The sequence below is a fragment of the Idiomarina sp. OT37-5b genome (genome assembly GCF_002968395.1).
Lineage (GTDB): Bacteria > Pseudomonadota > Gammaproteobacteria > Enterobacterales > Alteromonadaceae > Idiomarina > Idiomarina aquatica.
In genome coordinates, this window is the sequence record NZ_CP027188.1 from 1855203 (window position 1) to 1873168 (window position 17966).

The window sequence follows — 17966 nt, forward strand, 5'->3', positions numbered from 1 at the left end:
TCAGAGTTCAATCGCCAATTCGGTGCCCTGCCGGATAGCCCGCTTAGCATCAAGTTCGGCCGCCACGTCGGCGCCACCAATAAGATGTACCGACTGCCCGGCCTCCAACAATTGTTGCTGCAAATCACGCATCGGCACCTGACCGGCACAAATGATGACATTATCCACGCTCAGCAAGGTGCGTTCGCCATTGCGTTCGATCTCGATTCCCTCGGGCACAATTCGATGATAAGTGACACCGTTCCACATGTGCACATTTTTGCTTTTCAGTTCGCTCCGGTGTACCCAACCTGAGGTCTTACCCAGCCCTTTACCGACTTTCGAGTCTTTTCGCTGTAACAACCACACCTCCCGCGGACTTGATTCCGGCTGCGGCGCTTGCAGGCCGCCACGTTGCTGGTACGATTTATCGATGCCCCAGCGCCGCGACCATTCAGCTTCATCCAGTGACAGTGATTTTTCGGTGGTCAAATATTCGGAAACATCAAAACCAATACCACCGGCACCAATAACGGCCACTTTAGAGCCCACCGCTTTGTGATCGCGCAGCACATCCAGATAGCCCAATACGTGCGGCAGTTCAACGCCCGGAATATCAATTCGCCGAGGCACCACCCCGGTCGCCAAAACCACCTCATCAAAATTACCTGCCAGCAGTCCATCTGCTGATTGTGCCTGGCCGAGTTTGAGGTGTACGCCGGTGTCCTTCAGGCGCTCAGAAAAATAGCGGATGGTTTCGTAGAACTCTTCCTTACCCGGAATTTGCTTCGCGTAATTAAACTGCCCACCAATCGCATCGGCTTTATCAAATAAATGCACGTCGTGGCCGCGCTCGGCCGCCGTGCAGGCAAACGCCAGTCCAGCCGGACCCGCACCAACCACCGCCACCCGCTTCTTACGTTTGGCTTGGGTGACCACCAACTCGGTCTCGTAGCAGGCGCGAGGATTCACCAGACAACTGGCGCGTTTGTTTTCAAACACATGATCCAGACAGGCCTGGTTGCAGGCAATGCAGGTATTAATTTTGTCGGCCTGCTGACGTTGTGCTTTATTGACGAATTCAGGATCGGCCAGCAGCGGCCTCGCCATCGACACCATATCCGCTTGCCCGGACGCCAGAATGGTTTCCGCAATCTCCGGTGTATTAATTCGGTTTACCGCCACCACCGGCACCGTCAGTTCACGGCGCACTCGCTCGGTTATCCAACTGAACGCCGCTCGCGGTACAGAGGTCACGATGGTTGGTACCCGAGCCTCATGCCAGCCAATGCCGGTATTGATGATGGTGACACCGGCCTGCTCCAGTGCTTTGCCTAACTGCAACACCTCATCCAGAGTATGACCATCTTCCACTAGATCCAGCATCGATAGCCGGAAAATAATAATAAAGTCATTGCCGACCCTGGCGCGTAAGGCATCAACAATTTCCAGCGCCAGGCGCATGCGGTTTTCAAACGAACCACCCCAGCCATCATTGCGCTGATTAGTGCGCGGACACAAAAATTGATTGATCAGATAACCTTCCGACCCCATCACTTCAACACCGTCATAGCCCGCTTTTTGCGCCAAGCGAGCGGCGCGCGCATAGTGTTTGATGGTGTTAGCGATCTGCCGTTCACTCATTGCTTTAGGTTTAAACGGGTTGATCGGTGCTTTTACCGCACTCGGAGCAAGGCTGAACGGATGATAACTGTAACGTCCGGCATGCAGGATCTGCATGCAAATTTTAGCGCCGTATTGGTGCACACGTTCGGTCACCTTGCGATGCTTAGCAACGTGCCACGGACGCGACATTTCACTGCCAAACGGCGCCAAACGGCCACGAAAATTGGGGCTGATACCGCCGGTAACAATCAACCCGACACCACCGCGGGCGCGTTCTTCATAAAACGCAGCGAGTTTATCAAAACCGCCTTTTTCTTCTTCTAACCCTGTGTGCATAGAGCCCATAAGCACGCGGTTTTTCAGTTGCGTAAAGCCCAAATCCAGTGGTTCAAACAGATGCGGATAAGATGATTGTGTCACGACAGCCTCTTTTTAAACGGGTGTTTGATTTTTACCACACTTTACTCGCAACGGCGACGTTGCTCAAGTTTAAAACGCTAATGCTTCACGCATTAAAAACCGCGTCAGTGCCGGTCCGTTAACCTGAATAGTATCTGAACCTTGCCGCCATTGCCGCAATAGCTGTTCAATGATCGGAAAAATCAGTGCTTTAATTTCGGCGTCCGTGCTGTTGCTGCGATCAAGTTCCTCAATAATAAGCTCGGGTACATGCACACTGGCGATTGGTTCACCGCGATCGAACAGATTAATGGTGACATCGGTAAACTGCAGTTGCTCTAACTGCCAACTGACGGGCTCGTCGCTCGCCTGTGCCGGCTGATAGCGAGGTTTCTGTAATTGCTGCAGCTTATCCAACAGTTGGTGAAGATTAGACTGTCCAGTGCCATAGTAGGCCAACGTTAACTGCGCTCCCGATAAACGTAACTGTTTGATCGCAACCCGCTGTTGCCCGAGTGACTGCCAGTCTCCGGCCAGTTCGATCTGGTCGGCAATGATCAATTGATTCAAGGGCTCGGACAATTGTGCCACCCGGGTTGCCAGCCGCACCTGGCGTGCGCTCAGTTCATCGGTCAGTCCATTAACCGTCAGCTCGCCGAGGTGCAGATCGGCATTTAATTGCGTTGCCGCTGACTCGGTCAGTTGTTGAGACAGCCGCTGCGAAATACTTTGCTGGGCATGTCCGGCAAAGCTCAGCAAACTGACGAACAGAAAAAATAAGGAAGTCGCGTATCGCATGGTCTGATTTACCTGTTTGTTGCCACGTATCGTAAAAGCCCGGGTAATAATCGCATAATCTTTGACGCCTGCGCGTAAAAGTTTGTTAATCTGAGACAACAAAAACAAAGGAGAAGCTCAATGAAAACATCTCTCGCGTTAGTTGCCGGGTTGTCACTGCTGGGTTCAGTAGCAACAGCGCCGGTCGCATACGCACAACAAAATCCCGCAGAACACTTGCGCCAAATCGCCATCGAAACCACCTCTGTTACGGAACACAGCGTTGAAATCAATGGCGAAACGGTCGATTACACGGCAACCGCAGGCACCCTGCCGGTTTGGAATGACGAAGGGCATCCGACCGCAACGTTATTTTACACCTATTATCAACGCGAGGACGTTGATAACCGAGCCGAGCGTCCGATTGTTTACTCCTTTAATGGCGGCCCGGGTTCAGCCTCGGTGTGGATGCATCTGGCCTATACCGGCCCTAAAGTCCTTAACTTAAGTGACGAAGGCTACCCAGTTCAGCCTTATGGCGTGCAGGATAACCCGCACTCTATTCTGGACGTTGCCGACATTGTTTTCATTAACCCGGTTAACACCGGCTATTCGCGGGTTTTACCCAATAAAAATGGTGAAATGCCGTCAAAACAACAGCAACAGGACATGTTTTTTGGTGTCAACGCGGATGTCCAGTATTTGGCCGAGTGGATGACAACCTTCACCAGCCGTTACAACCGCTGGCAATCGCCTAAATTCCTGATTGGTGAAAGTTACGGTACGACGCGAGTGTCAGGTTTGGCCAATGCGCTGCAAAACCGCCAATGGATGTACATTAATGGCGTTATTCTGGTCTCACCAACGGACATCGGCATAGACCGTGACGGTCCGGTAAAAGACGCCAATCAGCTGCCTTACTTTGCCGCTGCGGCCTGGTATCACGATGCCTTGCCGGAAGACCTGCAGAGCAAAGATTTACTCGACGTTCTTGCCGAAGTTGAAGATTATACCTTTGACACCTACCTGCCGGCATTGGCGCAGGGAACCCGTCTATCCGAACAGCAACAGGATCAAGTCGCCACCGCCGTTGCCCGCTATTCTGGCTTGTCAAAAGAAGCGGTGTTATCCAATAACCTGGCACCCAGCACGTCTTACTTCTGGAAAGAGTTATTGCGTGACCGCGACCGTACCATTGGTCGTCTCGACTCGCGCTACCTTGGCATCGACGGCCGCCGTGCCGGTGACCGCCCTGACTATAACGCGGAGTTAAGTTCCTGGCTGCACTCGTTCACCCCAGCGATAAACTATTATCTGCGGGAAGAACTTAACTTCATTACCGACGTAAAATACAACATGTTTGGTCCGGTGCACCCATGGGATCGCAGCAACAACAATACCGGTGAACAACTGCGCCAGGCAATGGCCGCTAACCCGTATTTGAACGTGCTGATTCAGGCAGGTTATTTTGACGGTGCAACGAACTACTTTGACGCCAAATACACGATGTGGCAACTGGATCGCAGTGGTCTGATGAAAGACCGCATTGGCTTTAAAGGCTATCGCAGCGGTCATATGATGTACTTGCGCCGTGCTGATCTGGAAAAATCCAACGATGATTTGCGCGAGTTCATCCAGCAGTCGTTACCGGCTGCGGGTGTGCCAGCGGAATATAAATAGCCCGAACTGGGGGTTGACAAGCTGACCACAACTGGTTAGTTTGTCAATCAATAAGTAACTATACAAGTTAGATGAGAGCAATGCTGAATACGCAAATCCAAACGACTGTACAACATTGGTGGTGGCACTTCTCGCAAGAGCGGGTCGTGACGTCGTGCGTATAATTTACTCATCGTAGTCAACAAAAACCCGCTCCATCGAGCGGGTTTTTTTATGTCCTTCGATGGAGCAACCGACAAAAATTTCAGCTTGGAGTATGTAGGGTGAATAACGAACAAATCGAAGGACAGGTTGACAGCTTACGGGTTGATCTCCCCTATCAGGCCGATACCGACAGGGTCTATCAGGCACTGTGCAGCAATGATGATGGCGCCGGCACAGGCCGCCACCTATTGCTCGACTCCGCCGATATTGGCACTAAGCGTGCACTCAAAAGCCTGTTGCTTATTGATACCGCGCTGACGTTAACGTGCCGCGGCCAACGGGTCATGGTCGAGGCCAACAGTGATAATGGTGCACAACTCCTGCCGTTTCTGGCCGCCACACTGACACCGTCGATACAACGTGAGCAAACAGCCACCACGCTGGAACTTGAGTTTCCGCAGCCGACCTTCGATCAAACCGAAGAACAACGTTTAAAAGCGTTATCCAATATGGAACCGCTGCGGCTATTACAGCAACGCCTGACAAAAGCTAATGACGAAGCTCGCAACAACCCTTTTTCTATCTTCCTGGGAGGTGTGTTTGGCTACGACTACGTTGCCAGCTATGAGCAACTGCCGCCGGTAGCCGAGGGCGAAAACAACTGTCCCGACTATGTTTTTTATCTGGCGGAAACCCTCTTAGTCGTTGATCATGAGCAACAGCGTAGCGAGTTAATTGCCAGCTTCTTCAGCCAGGGTGGTGCTCGCAACGACAGCGACCAACAGCGCTACCATCAACTGACACAGCGGATCGGTCAACTGGCTGCTCAATGCCAGTTACCGTCGCTGCCAATGTCTACGACGGCACAACCGCCAGCCACACCGGCGATCACTGAAGTGAGTCCATCGGCTGACCGTTTCCGGCAGATAGTGATGCAGCTTAAGGAAAACATTCTTGACGGTGACATCTTTCAGGTGGTGCCATCGCGTCGCTTTAAACTGCCCTGCAATAATCCATTAGCGGCCTATCAGCGACTGAAGCAGAACAACCCGTCTCCCTATATGTTTTTTCTTAGCCACCCGGATTTCTGTTTGTTCGGCGCCTCGCCCGAATCCGCGCTTAAATATCAACAGCAGAGTAATCAGGTTGAGCTCTACCCTATTGCCGGTACTCGTCCTCGCGGACGCAATGCGGATGGCTCAATTAACCTGGATATTGACGGCAGAATGGAGCTGGAATTACGGCTCGACGAGAAAGAGCTCTCCGAACACCTGATGCTGGTTGATTTAGCCCGTAATGACCTGGCGCGAATTTGCCAACCCGGCAGTCGTTATGTCGCCGATCTATTGAAAGTCGACCGTTATTCACAAGTGATGCACCTGGTATCACGCGTGGTCGGCCAATTGCGGCAGGATTGCGATGCGTTACACGCTTACCGCGCCTGTATGAACATGGGAACCCTGACCGGAGCACCGAAAGTCAGTGCTGCACGCCTGATCCGTGAGGTTGAACAACAGGGACGCGGTAGCTACGGCGGAGCGGTAGGTTATCTGGCCGGAAACGGTGACATGGATACCTGCATCGTTATTCGGTCAGCGTTTGTTAAGGATCAGCAGGCCATCGTGCAGGCCGGCGCCGGTGTGGTCTATGACTCTGATGCCGATGCCGAGGTCGCAGAAACTGAAAACAAAGCCAAAGCGGTGCTGATGGCGATTCAGCAAACATACGCTGAGGAGGGAGCCTTATGAATAACGTTAACTCATCCGCCACCGTTAACGCGCGCATCGTACTTATCGACAATATTGACTCGTTTTCATACAACTTAGTTGATGAGCTGTCGCAGCTGAATTATCAACTGGTGGTGTATCGAAATACCGTACCGGCTGAAACTGTCATCGCTGACCTGCAACAATTCAACGGTCCACAAGTGGTCTGCCTGTCGCCCGGCCCGGGCCACCCGCGCAGTGCCGGCAACCTGATGACGCTGCTTGAATTTTGCGCCGGGCGTTACCCGCTACTGGGCATTTGTCTGGGCTTTCAGGCACTGATTGAGTTCAGCGGCGGTCGGGTCGCCCGCTGCGGTGAAGTGGTACACGGCAAAACCGCCGACATGACCACCCGCGAACATCCGATCTTTACCGGTGTCAGCAGCAATAACCGCTGTGTTGTCGCGCGCTATCACTCCCTCAGCGGCTATGACCTGCCTGCCACCGTTAACGTTATCGGCGATGTTAATGGCATCCCGATGGCGGCCGAATTCAGCGCCTGTCAGGCGCTTGGCTTTCAGTTTCATCCGGAATCTCTGTTAACGCCCAAAGGCAAGCAGTTACTGGCCAACAGCATGACCTATTTATTGTCACAACAGGTGTAGGAAAGACAGTATGAAAAGTTTAGATCAACTTCTTAATGGACAAACCTTGTCGCAACAGGACAGCAAAGCGTTTTTCCAGCGCCTGGTAAAAGGCGAACTGAATGATACGCAGATCAGTGCCGCGCTGGTCGCCATGAAAATGCGCGGTGAAACACCGGCCGAACTAGCCGGCGCTGCGGAGGCGGTGCTGGAAGTGTGCAAACCGTTCCAACGTCCGCAACAAACCGTTGTCGACAGTTGCGGTACCGGTGGTGACGGCAGCAATACCATGAACATCTCCACCACTGCCGCGTTGGTGGCAGCCTCAATGGGCGTTTGTGTGGCCAAACACGGTAATCGCAGCGTTTCCTCCCGCTCCGGCTCTGCCGACGTGCTGGAAACTCTGCAACTGCGTACCAACCTGGATCCGCGTGATGCCGCACGTCAACTCGACGATAACCGTTTCTGCTTTCTGTTCGCTCCGCACTATCATCCCGGTATTAAATACGCCATGCCGGTGCGCCAGACACTAAAAACACGTACACTGTTCAACCTGATAGGACCATTGGTCAATCCGGCGCGTCCGGACGCTCAGTTGCTGGGGGTCTACAGCCCCGAGTGGGTGCGGCCAATGGCTGAAACCTTGCAACGGCTTGGTGTTAAACGAGCCATGGTGGTGCACGGCAGCGGCCTTGACGAACTGGCATTGCATGGCCCCAGCCAGGTGGTTGAATTAAAGGATGGCGAATTGCACGAGTACCCGTTGAGCCCTGCTGATTTTGGTTTACAGCAGGCCGACCTGAGTGAGCTAAAAGGAGGCGACGCTGACTGTAATGCGCGCATCTTAAAACAGGTATTGGCCGGCGCCGGCAGTGTTGCCCAGCAACAGTCGGTGGCTATGAACGTGGCCGCGTTATTGTGTCTGACCGAACAGTTTGATGATCGGAAACAAGCGGCCGCCGCCACTCTTGAACACATTCAAAGCGGTCAGGCATTAACCCACTTAGAACAAATCCAACAAGCGCAGGAGACCTATCATGTCTGAGAACATCCTGGCAGGCATTGTCGCCGACAAAGTTGAGCAAAACCAACAGCAGGCACAGCGTTATCCGTTGGCGAGCTACCGCGAGCGGTTACAACCGAGTGATCGCAGCCTTTACGCGGCATTATCACAACCTCAGGCCGGCTTTATTCTCGAGTGCAAAAAAGCGTCTCCGTCAAAAGGTCTGATTCGTCCGGATTTCAACCCAGTGACCTTGGCACGAGCTTATCAGCCATACGCGGCGGCCATTTCCGTGTTAACCGAACCAGCCCATTTTCAGGGTAGCCTGGATTATTTATCCGCCGTCCGCGCCAGTGTTCATCAGCCGGTACTGTGTAAAGACTTCTTTATCGATGAAGAACAAGTGTACCGGGCGCGCTACTTTGGTGCTGATGCCGTTTTGCTGATGTTGTCGGTGCTGGACGACGACCAGTACCAACAGTTGGCTGCCGTCGCCGAATCACTGCGGATGGATGTCCTGACAGAAGTGGCCAACGCTGACGAAATGCAGCGCGCCAGCGCGCTCGGCGCGCGTATTATCGGTATTAATCACCGTGATCTGACCAATTTAACCATCAACCCTGACCGCAGCGCCGAATTGGCTCCGCTGGCGCCTGCCGACGCTTTGCTGATTGCCGAGTCCGGTTTTTCCACACATCAGGATATTCGTCGGGTTGCACCTTATGTTAATGGCTTTTTGGTTGGCAGCGCATTAAGCGCCCACAATGATGTTGATGCTGCCTGCCGCACGCTCATTTTTGGCGACAATAAAGTCTGTGGCCTCACCCGCGCCGAAGACGCTCTGAATGCAGCAGCGGCCGGTGCACGCTACGGTGGGCTGATTTTTGCCAAACGTTCACCGCGTTGTGTGTCACTGTCCCAAGCACGTGACATCATCCGTGCAACGGACACCCTTCGGTTTGTCGGCGTATTCGCCGATCAGCCGCTCAATGAAGTGGCACAAACCGCATTAGAACTGCAACTGCACGCCATTCAATTACACGGACATGAGGATCTCGACTACCTCAGTCAATTGCGGCACAAGCTGAAATTGGCGGGCGCCGAGCACATTCAGTTATGGCAGGCTATTCGCGTCGATGATGCGATGGATCTTGAACATTTACCCGGCGCTGACCGTATTGATCGACTGGTGCTCGACAATGGTGCCGGCGGAACCGGCAAAACCTTTGACTGGAATGCGTTGGATAGGTTGCCGGTGAGTGCACGTCAACGCTGCCTGCTGGCCGGCGGTATCAGTCCGGAAAATGTTGCCGAAGCGGTTCAACACGGCATCGCCGGCGTCGACAGTAGCTCCAGATTGGAAGCCGCACCAGGCATCAAGGATGCCGCCAGAATACAACAGCTATTTACTACGATTCGGGGTTATGGTCGCTTTGCCGGACAGACCTCTGCACAATCATCTTCAGACAGTTATCAGGAGGCAGTATGAGTCGCTCTCTCTCAGCCTATTTTGGCGATTTTGGCGGACAGTTCGTACCTGAAATTTTGTTACCGGCATTGGACCAGCTAGAACAGGCCTTTATCGACGCTCAGCAGGATGAAGACTTCCAGGCCGAATTCCGTGGCCTACTAAAAAACTATCTCGGGCGCCCGACACCCTTGAGTTTATGTCGTAATTTGCCGTTAACATCACCGAATAACACGAAAATTTACCTTAAACGTGAAGATCTGCTGCACGGTGGTGCCCACAAAACCAATCAGGTTCTGGGTCAGGCGTTACTGGCCAAACGTATGGGAAAAACTCGGATTATCGCCGAAACCGGCGCTGGCCAACATGGCACAGCCACCGCGTTGGCCTGTGCCCTGCTGGATTTAGAATGCATTATTTATATGGGTAAAAAGGACGCTGAACGGCAACAGCCGAACGTGTTCCGGATGGAACTCATGGGCGCTAAAGTGGTGCCTGTTGATACCGGTAGCGGTACCTTAAAGGACGCCGTTAACGAAGCCTTACGCGACTGGACGGCCAGTTATCCTAATACCCACTACCTGTTAGGTACTGCCGCCGGCGCTCACCCGTTTCCAACCATTGTGCGCGAATTTCACCGCATGATCGGCGAAGAAGCCAAAGCGCAAATCATTGAGCAGGCCGGTCGTCTGCCGGATGAAGTTATCGCCTGTGTGGGCGGCGGTTCCAATGCGATTGGTATGTTTGCCGATTTCATCGATGACGAAGACGTTGCACTGGTGGGCGTGGAACCAGCCGGCAAAGGCGTCGATACGCCACATCACGGCGCCACCCTGACCGCCGGCAAACCAGGCATTCTGCACGGTTGCATCTCGTACCTGATGCAAACGGACGAGGGCCAGATCGAAGAGTCGTATTCCGTTTCGGCCGGTCTTGATTATCCGGGTGTCGGCCCGCAACATGCGCATTTAAAGGCCATTGGTCGCGCCCGTTATGAATCCGTGACGGATGACGAAGCATTAGAGGCCTTTCAGTTGTTATCCCGTCACGAAGGCATCATCCCAGCGTTAGAATCGGCCCATGCCCTGGCCTATGCGTTAAAACGAGCAGCCGAAGCGGATGCGCCGGAGATCCTGCTGATCAACTTGTCCGGCCGAGGCGATAAAGACATTGACCACGTACGTCGCATATTTGCAGAACAACAAGCACAACAGGAGACCCCGTAATGAGCCGTTATGACGCTATGTTCTCAGCTTTAAAGGAACGTCAGCAAGGTGCCTTTGTGCCGTTCGTTACCATCGGTGACCCCAATCCTCAGCAAAGTCTGAAGATCATCAAAGCCTTGATCGATGGCGGTGCAGACGCACTGGAGTTGGGCTTGCCCTTTTCTGATCCGGTGGCTGATGGTCCAGTTATTCAACGCGCCAACTTACGGGCATTAACGGCCAACACTAAATTTCAGGATATTGTCGACATTTTGCGTGAAGTCCGGGCTTATGCACCTAATATCCCAATTGGCTTGCTGGTCTATGCAAACCTTATTTATGCTAAGGGCGCTGACAACTTTTATGCCAAAATGAGCGAAGTTGGCGTCGATTCGGTGCTAATCGCTGACGTTCCCACCAAAGAAGCCGCTCGTTTTGCCGATTTGGCCAAGCAGCACGACATCGATGCCGTGTTTATCTGCCCGCCGGACGCCAGTGACGCCTTGTTGCAAAAGGTTGCGCAGCATTGCTCCGGTTATGTCTATCTGCTCAGCCGTGCCGGTGTAACCGGAGCGGAAACGCAAATGCAGGCACCGGCCGCTGAACTGGTCGAGAAATTAAAGGCCTATGGCGCTCCTCCGGTGTTGCTCGGCTTTGGCATTTCTCAGCCCGCCCATGTCAGCAAAACCATCAGCGCCGGCGCAGAGGGCGCTATCAGTGGCTCTGCGGTAGTTGCGATCATCGAGAAAAACCTCGACAATGAGCCCGCACAGTTGCAGCAGTTGCAACAATTTGTTGCCGAGATGAAAGCGGCAACCTAGATTCGTTATTCACGTGGTAGGAGAAGTCGATGGCCCTGATCTTAGAGTATTTGCCAATTATTGCGTTTTTCGTGTTTTACAAACTGGCAGATATTTATGTCGCAACCGGAGTGCTTATGGCAGGTACGGTACTACAGTTGGTCGGGCTAAAACTGCTAAAACACCCGCTGACAACCCGACACTGGATCATTTTGGCGGTGGTGATGGTGTTTGGTGGTGTTACTCTGCTGCTCCGTGATGACTGGTTCATCAAGCTGAAAGTCTCTATCGTTTATCTGGCTATCGCAGTGATGTTATTGGGCGGCTTACTGTGGAAAAAACGCAGCCCGCTGCAGGCCATGCTCGGTAAAGACATTCAACTGCCGGCGCAAGCATGGAAGCGCCTTACTTACGCCTGGGTTATCTTTTGTGCCGCACTGGCGGCACTCAATCTCTACATTGCCGAATTCTGGAGCCAGGAAGCCTGGGTCAACTTTAAAGTGTTCGGCATTCTCGGTATCACACTGGTGTTTACCATTGGCACTGGTGTGTATATGTACCGCCATGCAGAACAAGAGGAAGCACGGCAATGATGTGGTTTGTCATTTTTGCGGAAGACCATGAAGATTCACTGGCCGCCAGAAAACAGGCGCGGCCGGCTCATTTGGAACGTTTAAAAGCATTGCAAGCCGACGGACGTCTGTTGGTCGCGGGGCCATGCCCTGCCATCGCTGAAAAAGATCCCGGCGCGCTGGGCTTTACCGGCTCCGTCGTCATTGCCGAGTTTGATTCGCTTGAGCAAGCCCAACAATGGGCCAATGATGACCCTTACTGGGCGGCTGGTGTCTACAAAAAAGCAACCGTAAAACCCTTTAACGCCGTGTTACCCGACTGACCAGCATCTTCTATGCAAAGCATTGAGCTAACGGCTGATCAACGCTATCTACATTGCGTTCGCTTTGAGCCGCAACAGCCGCCGTGTGCAACGCTGGTGATTGCCGCAGCGCTCGGAGTTAAGCAGCGCTTTTACCAGCCGCTGGCAAAATGGTTGTGTGAACAAGGCTACCGGGTCATCACATTTGACTATTACGGCATTGGTCAGTCGCTCGACAAACCCATTCAGCGCATCGATACCGACATCATCCAGTGGGCAGAACAGGATATTAACCGCGTACTTGCGTACGCCATCGACTGTCAGGACGATGAACCTTTGCTTTATCTGGCTCACAGCCTCGGCGGTCAAATCGTGGCGTTGGCAGATAATGCCGCCGCCATCGATAAAATGGTCACCGTCGCCAGCGGCACCGGTTATTGGCGTAACGCCAGCCAACAAGTACGCCGAACCTCTTGGTTACTCTGGTATTTTGCGGTACCTATCTCCACCCCGATAGCCGGCTACTTTCCCGGCAAAAAACTTCGCATGGTGGGTGATATGCCGGCCAATGCCATGCGTCAATGGAGCCGTTGGTGCCGCAGTAAAGACTATTTATTTGACCACCTCGATGCACAACAACAGCAACGTTATGCGGCTTTTGACCGTCCCATAACCGCCTTTCATATCAGTGACGACGAGCTGTTAAAGCGTGATAACATCGAGAACTTACTGGCGCATTACCCCAATGCACCCTCAACACTCAATGACTTAACGCCGTCGATGACCCCGCACGAAGGGATCGGACACTTTAATCTGTTTCGCTCCGAATTTAAGCACAGTCTTTGGCAAAATCACTTGCTTCCGGCCTTGCGCCTCGACTAAAGTCATCATTCTGACGATGATTTTTACAATGTGAAGAGTGAGTATGCACTACCAGCTCGAACTTGCACTATCCCTTCTGGCGGCACTGGCGATTGGCTTGATGATCGGTATCGAGCGGGGCTGGAGTGGGCGTGACAGTGGTGACGGTGAACGTCTCGCCGGGGTTCGTACCTTTAGCCTGATTGGTCTTTCGGGGGGTATTTTCGCAATACTGGGTCAACTGTTCGGCAACGCACTGATTGTCACCGGTTTTATCGTCACCAGCCTGCTGATCGCTGCCTCTTACATTGGTCACACACGACAGTCCGATGACTCTGGTATCACCACCGAATTCTCGATGCTCATCACCTTTGCCTTGGCCGTTTGGGCTGCGTCGGGAAATCCGTTACCGGCGCTGAGTGTCAGCGCGGTCGTCGTGGCGTTGCTCGGCCATAAGCAACGTTTGCATTTATTGTTAAAAAAAATCACCCCCCAGGCATTTTATTCCGGTATTACTCTGTTACTGATTTCGGTGGTGTTGCTGCCACTCCTTCCCGATAAAGGCTACGGTCCCTGGCAGACGCTCAATCCCTACTGGACCTGGTGGATGGTGGTGCTTATCTCGGGTCTGTCGTTTGTCGGTTATTTGCTGACACAGTTGCTGGGGCAACGACGCGGCACACTGTTAACCGCTATTGCCGGCGGCTTAGCCTCGTCCACCGCGGTTACGCTGACCATGGCTCGCTTTGCGCAAAAGCAACAGGGCAACGTGCTTTATGTTATCGCCATGCTACTGGCGTCCAGTATTATGTTTCCACGTGTCCTGATTGAAGTGTTTGTGGTCAACCGTCAACTGCTTGCATCACTGTGGTTACCGGTTGCCCTGATGCTGGCCGGACTGATACTGGTATTACTCTGGTTATATCGTTTACACCAACGCAACGGTCAACCTGAGTCGCCGGAGCTGGAGCTGAACAACCCTCTGCAGCTATCGACGGCATTAAAGTTTGGCATATTCCTGGCACTCATCATGTTATTGGCCGAAGCCATGAAAACCTGGTTTGGCGATGCCGGTGTTTACACGCTGGCGGTTGTGTCCGGACTCATGGACGTCGATGCGATCACGTTGTCGCTGTCAAAATCAGCACAGAACGATCTGGCTGATCGAGTGGCAGCGCTGGCCATTGTCCTGGCCTGCGCCAGCAATACACTGTTGAAAGGCTTTGTCTTCGCGGCCATTGCTGGCTTCCGACAACACCTTCGCTACGCCTTGTTGATGTTACTGGGCATCACACCGGGAGTGATCACAGCATTGATCCAACTTACCCTGTAAACAGTAATAATTTAGTGAATGGATTGTCGTATTTCTGTCACATAACTCTGGCAGACTGTTGCTCGTTAAAGACAATCCACTCCCTGGATTAGACCTTTTCGCCCCTTACCTTTTTGTAAGGGGCTTTTTTATTTCCGCGCGGATTTCATCACAGCATCATTTAACTGTCATGCGACTGTCACCTTAGTCAGTGAAAGTAATACAGCGAGCACAGCAACGAGGAATGAGCATGCCTTATTCAGCGCCAAAATACCGCGTCAACGCACTGTTTTTATCCGATTTGCACCTTGGTACTTCATCCTGTCACGCCGAATCGGCGATGGAATTACTGAATAGCATCGATTGCCGGCAACTGTACTTGGTTGGCGATATACTCGACCTTTGGGTGATCAAACGCCGCAGCCTTGGACTGCCCGAAGCTCACCTGCAGGTAATAAAAAAGATTTTATCGCTAGCCCGTGACGGCACTGAAGTTATCTACATTACCGGTAATCATGACGAAGGCTTTCGCCATGTTCTTAAGGCCTACCCATTTGATTACGGCTTAACCAATATTAAGCTATGCAATCGTCACGACTACGTCAGCCGTTGCGGCGCGCGTTACCTGGTTATTCATGGTGATCAGTTTGACAAGGACGTGCACTGTCACCCTTGGCTCAGTTGGCTGGGAGACTCAATTTACAGCGCCTTATTACGAATTAATCGTTGGTGGAATAAAGCCCGTACCCATAAAGGGCATGGCTACTGGAGCCTGGCATCCGCGGTTAAGTCACGCTCGGCGCGTGCATTAAACTACATTAACGACTACGAACTCGCAGCCAGCGAATTTGCCAAACGCAAAGGTTACGACGGCATCATCTGCGGCCACATTCACGTTCCGGCCGATAAACAGCTTAATGACACTCATTATTTGAATACCGGCGACTGGCAGGATTCCTGCTCTGCCGTGGTTGAACACTGTAGTGGTGAGTTCGAGTTGCTGTGCGCCCAGAGCTGGTTGCGCAGCCGCGCTAACCAAGAAGTCTTACTGGCGCGCGTGGTATAAAAAAGCGGCCTGCGAAAGCAGGCCGCCGTTATGTTTTACCCGTTGGTTTGCTACGATTTGTTTAAATCGAAACGGTCCAATTGCATCACTTTGGTCCAAGCTTGCACGAAGTCATTAACAAACTTCTCTTTACTGTCGTCTAACGCGTAAACTTCAGCCACAGCACGAAGCTCCGAGTTCGAACCAAAGATCAGATCAACGGTGGTTGCGGTGTATTTTTGCTCACCGGTGTTGCGATCGCGGCCGACAAAAATCGACTCGTCATTCGCTGATTTCGACCATTCGGTGTCCATGCTCAGCAGGTTGACGAAGAAGTCGTTGCTCAGCGTACCCGGTTGATCGGTGAACACACCATGATCCAACCCGTTATAGTTGGCGTCCAGAGCGCGTAAACCACCAATCAAAACGGTCATTTCAGGCACCGTCAGATCAAGGGTATCCGCTTTATCGACCATCATCTGTGCGGGATTCAGGCGGCTCTCATCACTGTAGTAGTTACGGAAGGCATCCGCAGTTGGCTCCAGGAATGAGAACGAATGCACGTCGGTGAGCTCTTGAGTGGTGTCATTGCGACCCGGAACGAAGGGCACACTCACCTCATAACCGCCATCTGCAGCGGCCTTTTCAATCGCTGCGGCACCAGCCAGCACAATGGTGTCGGCCAGTGAAACTTGTTTATCACCGGACAAATCATCATTGAAGTCGGCGCGCACCTCTTTCAGTGTGGCCAGTACCCGCTTTAACTCTTCCGGGTTATTGGCTTCCCAGTTAAGTTGTGGCTCCAGCGCAATGCGAGCACCGTTGGCACCACCGCGCAAATCCGTAGCACGGAAGCTTGACGCCGCTGCCCAGGCAGTACGCACCAATTCTGAAACCGTTAAACCAGAATCCAGGATACGCGCCTTCAATTCGGCTACGTCATTGTCATCGATGAGGGTATAGTCGATTTCAGGAATCGGATCCTGCCACAGGAAATCCTGCTGCGGCGCATCATCACCTAAGTAAACCGCTTTTGGACCCAAGTCACGGTGAGTCAGTTTAAACCATGCGCGGGCAAAGGCCTGCTCGAACTCTTCCGGGTTTTCCTGGAAGCGTTTTGCAATCTTGCGGTATTCAGGATCGAATTTTAGCGACAAATCGGTGGTAAACATGATCGGCGCTGAGCGTTTACCTTCGACATGAGCGTCAGGTACTAAGTTGGATGCCTGACCATCTTTCGGAATCCACTGAATCGCTCCGGCCGGGCTGCGAGTCTGTTCCCACTCAAAATTAAACAAGTTATTCAGGTATTGCATCGTCCACTGGGTCGGTGCGGCCGACCATGCCCCTTCCAGGCCACTGGTGATGGTGTCTTCCGCATTTCCTTTACCACAGTTGTTTTTCCAGCCAAGACCTTGTTGCTCGACCGGTGCCGCCGCGGGTTCTGCTTCCAGACATTCCTCAGGACTGTGAGCGCCGTGTGCTTTACCAAAAGTATGGCCGCCGGCAATCAAGGCAACCGTCTCTTCATCATTCATTGCCATGCGCGCGAAGGTGTCACGAATGTCTTTCGCTGCCAACAGCGGATCCGGGTTACCATTAGGACCTTCCGGATTCACATAAATCAAACCCATCTGCACCGCTGCCAGTGGGTTTTCGAGCTCGCGATCGCCTTTATAGCGTTTATCGCCTAACCACTCTGACTCTGGTCCCCAGTAAACAATATCCGGCTCCCACGCATCAACGCGGCCACCGGCGAAGCCAAGGGTTTTAAAGCCCATGCTTTCCAACGCAACGTTACCGGTCAGGGTCATCAAGTCACCCCAGGAAATCGAACGGCCATATTTTTGCTTGATTGGCCATAACAAGCGACGGGCTTTATCCAGGCTGACGTTATCCGGCCAACTGTTCAGCGGTTCGAAACGTTGTTGACCACCGGAGCCGCCACCACGGCCGTCCTGTACCCGGTAGGTACCAACACCGTGCCACGCCATACGAATGAAGAACGGGCCATAGTGACCCCAGTCCGCCGGCCACCAATCCTGTTCGGTGGTCATCAGCGTTTCAATATCCTTCTTCAGTTGCTCCAAATCCACCTGCGAGAAGGCTTCCGCGTAGTCGAAGTCTTCCCCCATGGGGTTCGATTCCGGGCTATGCTGACGCAAGGGTTCGAGGTTTAATCGGTTCGGCCACCAGAAGCTGTTTTCTTTCGCTTCCTGCATCGCGCCATTGTGATGGTATGAGGGTTTGTCCTGAGCGTGCGCAGAACCTGCTGACATCGCCATTGTCACCGCCAGCGCGACCGCCGACAGTACCGGTATTTTTTTTGCGTTCATGATTGAAGTCCTTTCGGTTATTGGTTTAATTACAACAACGTTACAGCCACGCAAATACTATAGACGACCGGTGGAAAAATGAGAGTGCAAAATTCATTGGAAAAACA

Annotated in this window: 15 protein-coding genes; 12 read left to right on the forward strand and 3 right to left on the reverse strand. The window is 52.7% G+C overall.

What is annotated here, in order from left to right; all coding sequences use genetic code 11:
• Both C5610_RS08690 and C5610_RS08695 read right to left on the reverse strand, forming a co-directional pair.
• On the reverse strand, positions 1-2025 hold the full coding sequence (locus tag C5610_RS08690) for an NADPH-dependent 2,4-dienoyl-CoA reductase (protein WP_105306823.1): 2025 nt from the start codon (positions 2023-2025) through the stop codon (positions 1-3).
• A gap of 69 nt (positions 2026-2094) precedes the next feature.
• The gene (locus tag C5610_RS08695; RefSeq protein ID WP_262339833.1) at positions 2095-2802 is read right to left on the reverse strand and encodes a hypothetical protein; all 708 of its coding nucleotides are present in this window, start codon (positions 2800-2802) and stop codon (positions 2095-2097) included.
• A 120-nt stretch (positions 2803-2922) separates the two neighbouring features.
• Here C5610_RS08695 and C5610_RS08700 point away from each other — a divergent pair, with 120 nt between their 5' ends.
• The 12 genes from C5610_RS08700 to C5610_RS08755 all read left to right on the forward strand — a co-directional run bounded on the left by C5610_RS08700 (position 2923) and on the right by C5610_RS08755 (position 15544).
• On the forward strand, positions 2923-4461 hold the full coding sequence (locus C5610_RS08700; RefSeq protein WP_105306824.1) for a S10 family peptidase: 1539 nt from the start codon (positions 2923-2925) through the stop codon (positions 4459-4461).
• A 263-nt stretch (positions 4462-4724) separates the two neighbouring features.
• Entirely contained in the window at positions 4725-6353 is a 1629-nt protein-coding gene (locus C5610_RS08705) for an anthranilate synthase component 1 (protein ID WP_105306825.1), read from the forward strand.
• Positions 6350-6976 carry a glutamine amidotransferase-related protein gene (locus C5610_RS08710; protein WP_105306826.1) on the forward strand — a complete coding sequence of 209 codons (627 nt, stop codon included), beginning with the start codon at positions 6350-6352 and terminating at the stop codon, positions 6974-6976. Before C5610_RS08705 ends, C5610_RS08710 begins: the two co-directional genes overlap by 4 nt.
• Positions 6977-6986: 10 nt before the next feature.
• Complete coding sequence (gene trpD, locus C5610_RS08715) at positions 6987-8000, forward strand: anthranilate phosphoribosyltransferase (protein WP_105306827.1); 1014 nt, start codon at positions 6987-6989, stop codon at positions 7998-8000.
• Positions 7993-9447: a bifunctional indole-3-glycerol-phosphate synthase TrpC/phosphoribosylanthranilate isomerase TrpF gene (gene trpCF, locus C5610_RS08720; RefSeq protein WP_105306828.1), complete on the forward strand. Its 1455-nt coding sequence runs from the start codon at positions 7993-7995 to the stop codon at positions 9445-9447. The genes trpD and trpCF overlap by 8 nt, the downstream gene beginning before the upstream one ends.
• The gene (trpB, locus tag C5610_RS08725) at positions 9444-10652 is read left to right on the forward strand and encodes a tryptophan synthase subunit beta (protein ID WP_105306829.1); all 1209 of its coding nucleotides are present in this window, start codon (positions 9444-9446) and stop codon (positions 10650-10652) included. Before trpCF ends, trpB begins: the two co-directional genes overlap by 4 nt.
• Complete coding sequence (gene trpA, locus C5610_RS08730; protein ID WP_105306830.1) at positions 10652-11452, forward strand: tryptophan synthase subunit alpha; 801 nt, start codon at positions 10652-10654, stop codon at positions 11450-11452. Before trpB ends, trpA begins: the two co-directional genes overlap by 1 nt.
• A gap of 29 nt (positions 11453-11481) precedes the next feature.
• The gene (gene ispZ / locus C5610_RS08735; RefSeq protein WP_105306831.1) at positions 11482-12024 is read left to right on the forward strand and encodes a septation protein IspZ; all 543 of its coding nucleotides are present in this window, start codon (positions 11482-11484) and stop codon (positions 12022-12024) included.
• Positions 12024-12326 carry a YciI family protein gene (locus tag C5610_RS08740; protein ID WP_105306832.1) on the forward strand — a complete coding sequence of 101 codons (303 nt, stop codon included), beginning with the start codon at positions 12024-12026 and terminating at the stop codon, positions 12324-12326. Before ispZ ends, C5610_RS08740 begins: the two co-directional genes overlap by 1 nt.
• A gap of 12 nt (positions 12327-12338) precedes the next feature.
• Positions 12339-13187: an alpha/beta fold hydrolase gene (locus tag C5610_RS08745; RefSeq protein WP_105306833.1), complete on the forward strand. Its 849-nt coding sequence runs from the start codon at positions 12339-12341 to the stop codon at positions 13185-13187.
• A 43-nt stretch (positions 13188-13230) separates the two neighbouring features.
• The gene (locus tag C5610_RS08750) at positions 13231-14499 is read left to right on the forward strand and encodes an MgtC/SapB family protein (RefSeq protein ID WP_105306834.1); all 1269 of its coding nucleotides are present in this window, start codon (positions 13231-13233) and stop codon (positions 14497-14499) included.
• A gap of 229 nt (positions 14500-14728) precedes the next feature.
• The gene (locus tag C5610_RS08755) at positions 14729-15544 is read left to right on the forward strand and encodes a UDP-2,3-diacylglucosamine diphosphatase (RefSeq protein WP_105306835.1); all 816 of its coding nucleotides are present in this window, start codon (positions 14729-14731) and stop codon (positions 15542-15544) included.
• A 50-nt stretch (positions 15545-15594) separates the two neighbouring features.
• Here C5610_RS08755 and katG read toward each other — a convergent pair whose 3' ends face one another.
• Positions 15595-17859, reverse strand: coding sequence for a catalase/peroxidase HPI (gene katG / locus C5610_RS08760; RefSeq protein ID WP_105306836.1), 2265 nt, complete (start codon positions 17857-17859; stop codon positions 15595-15597).
• Between the last annotated feature and the right edge of the window lie 107 nt (positions 17860-17966).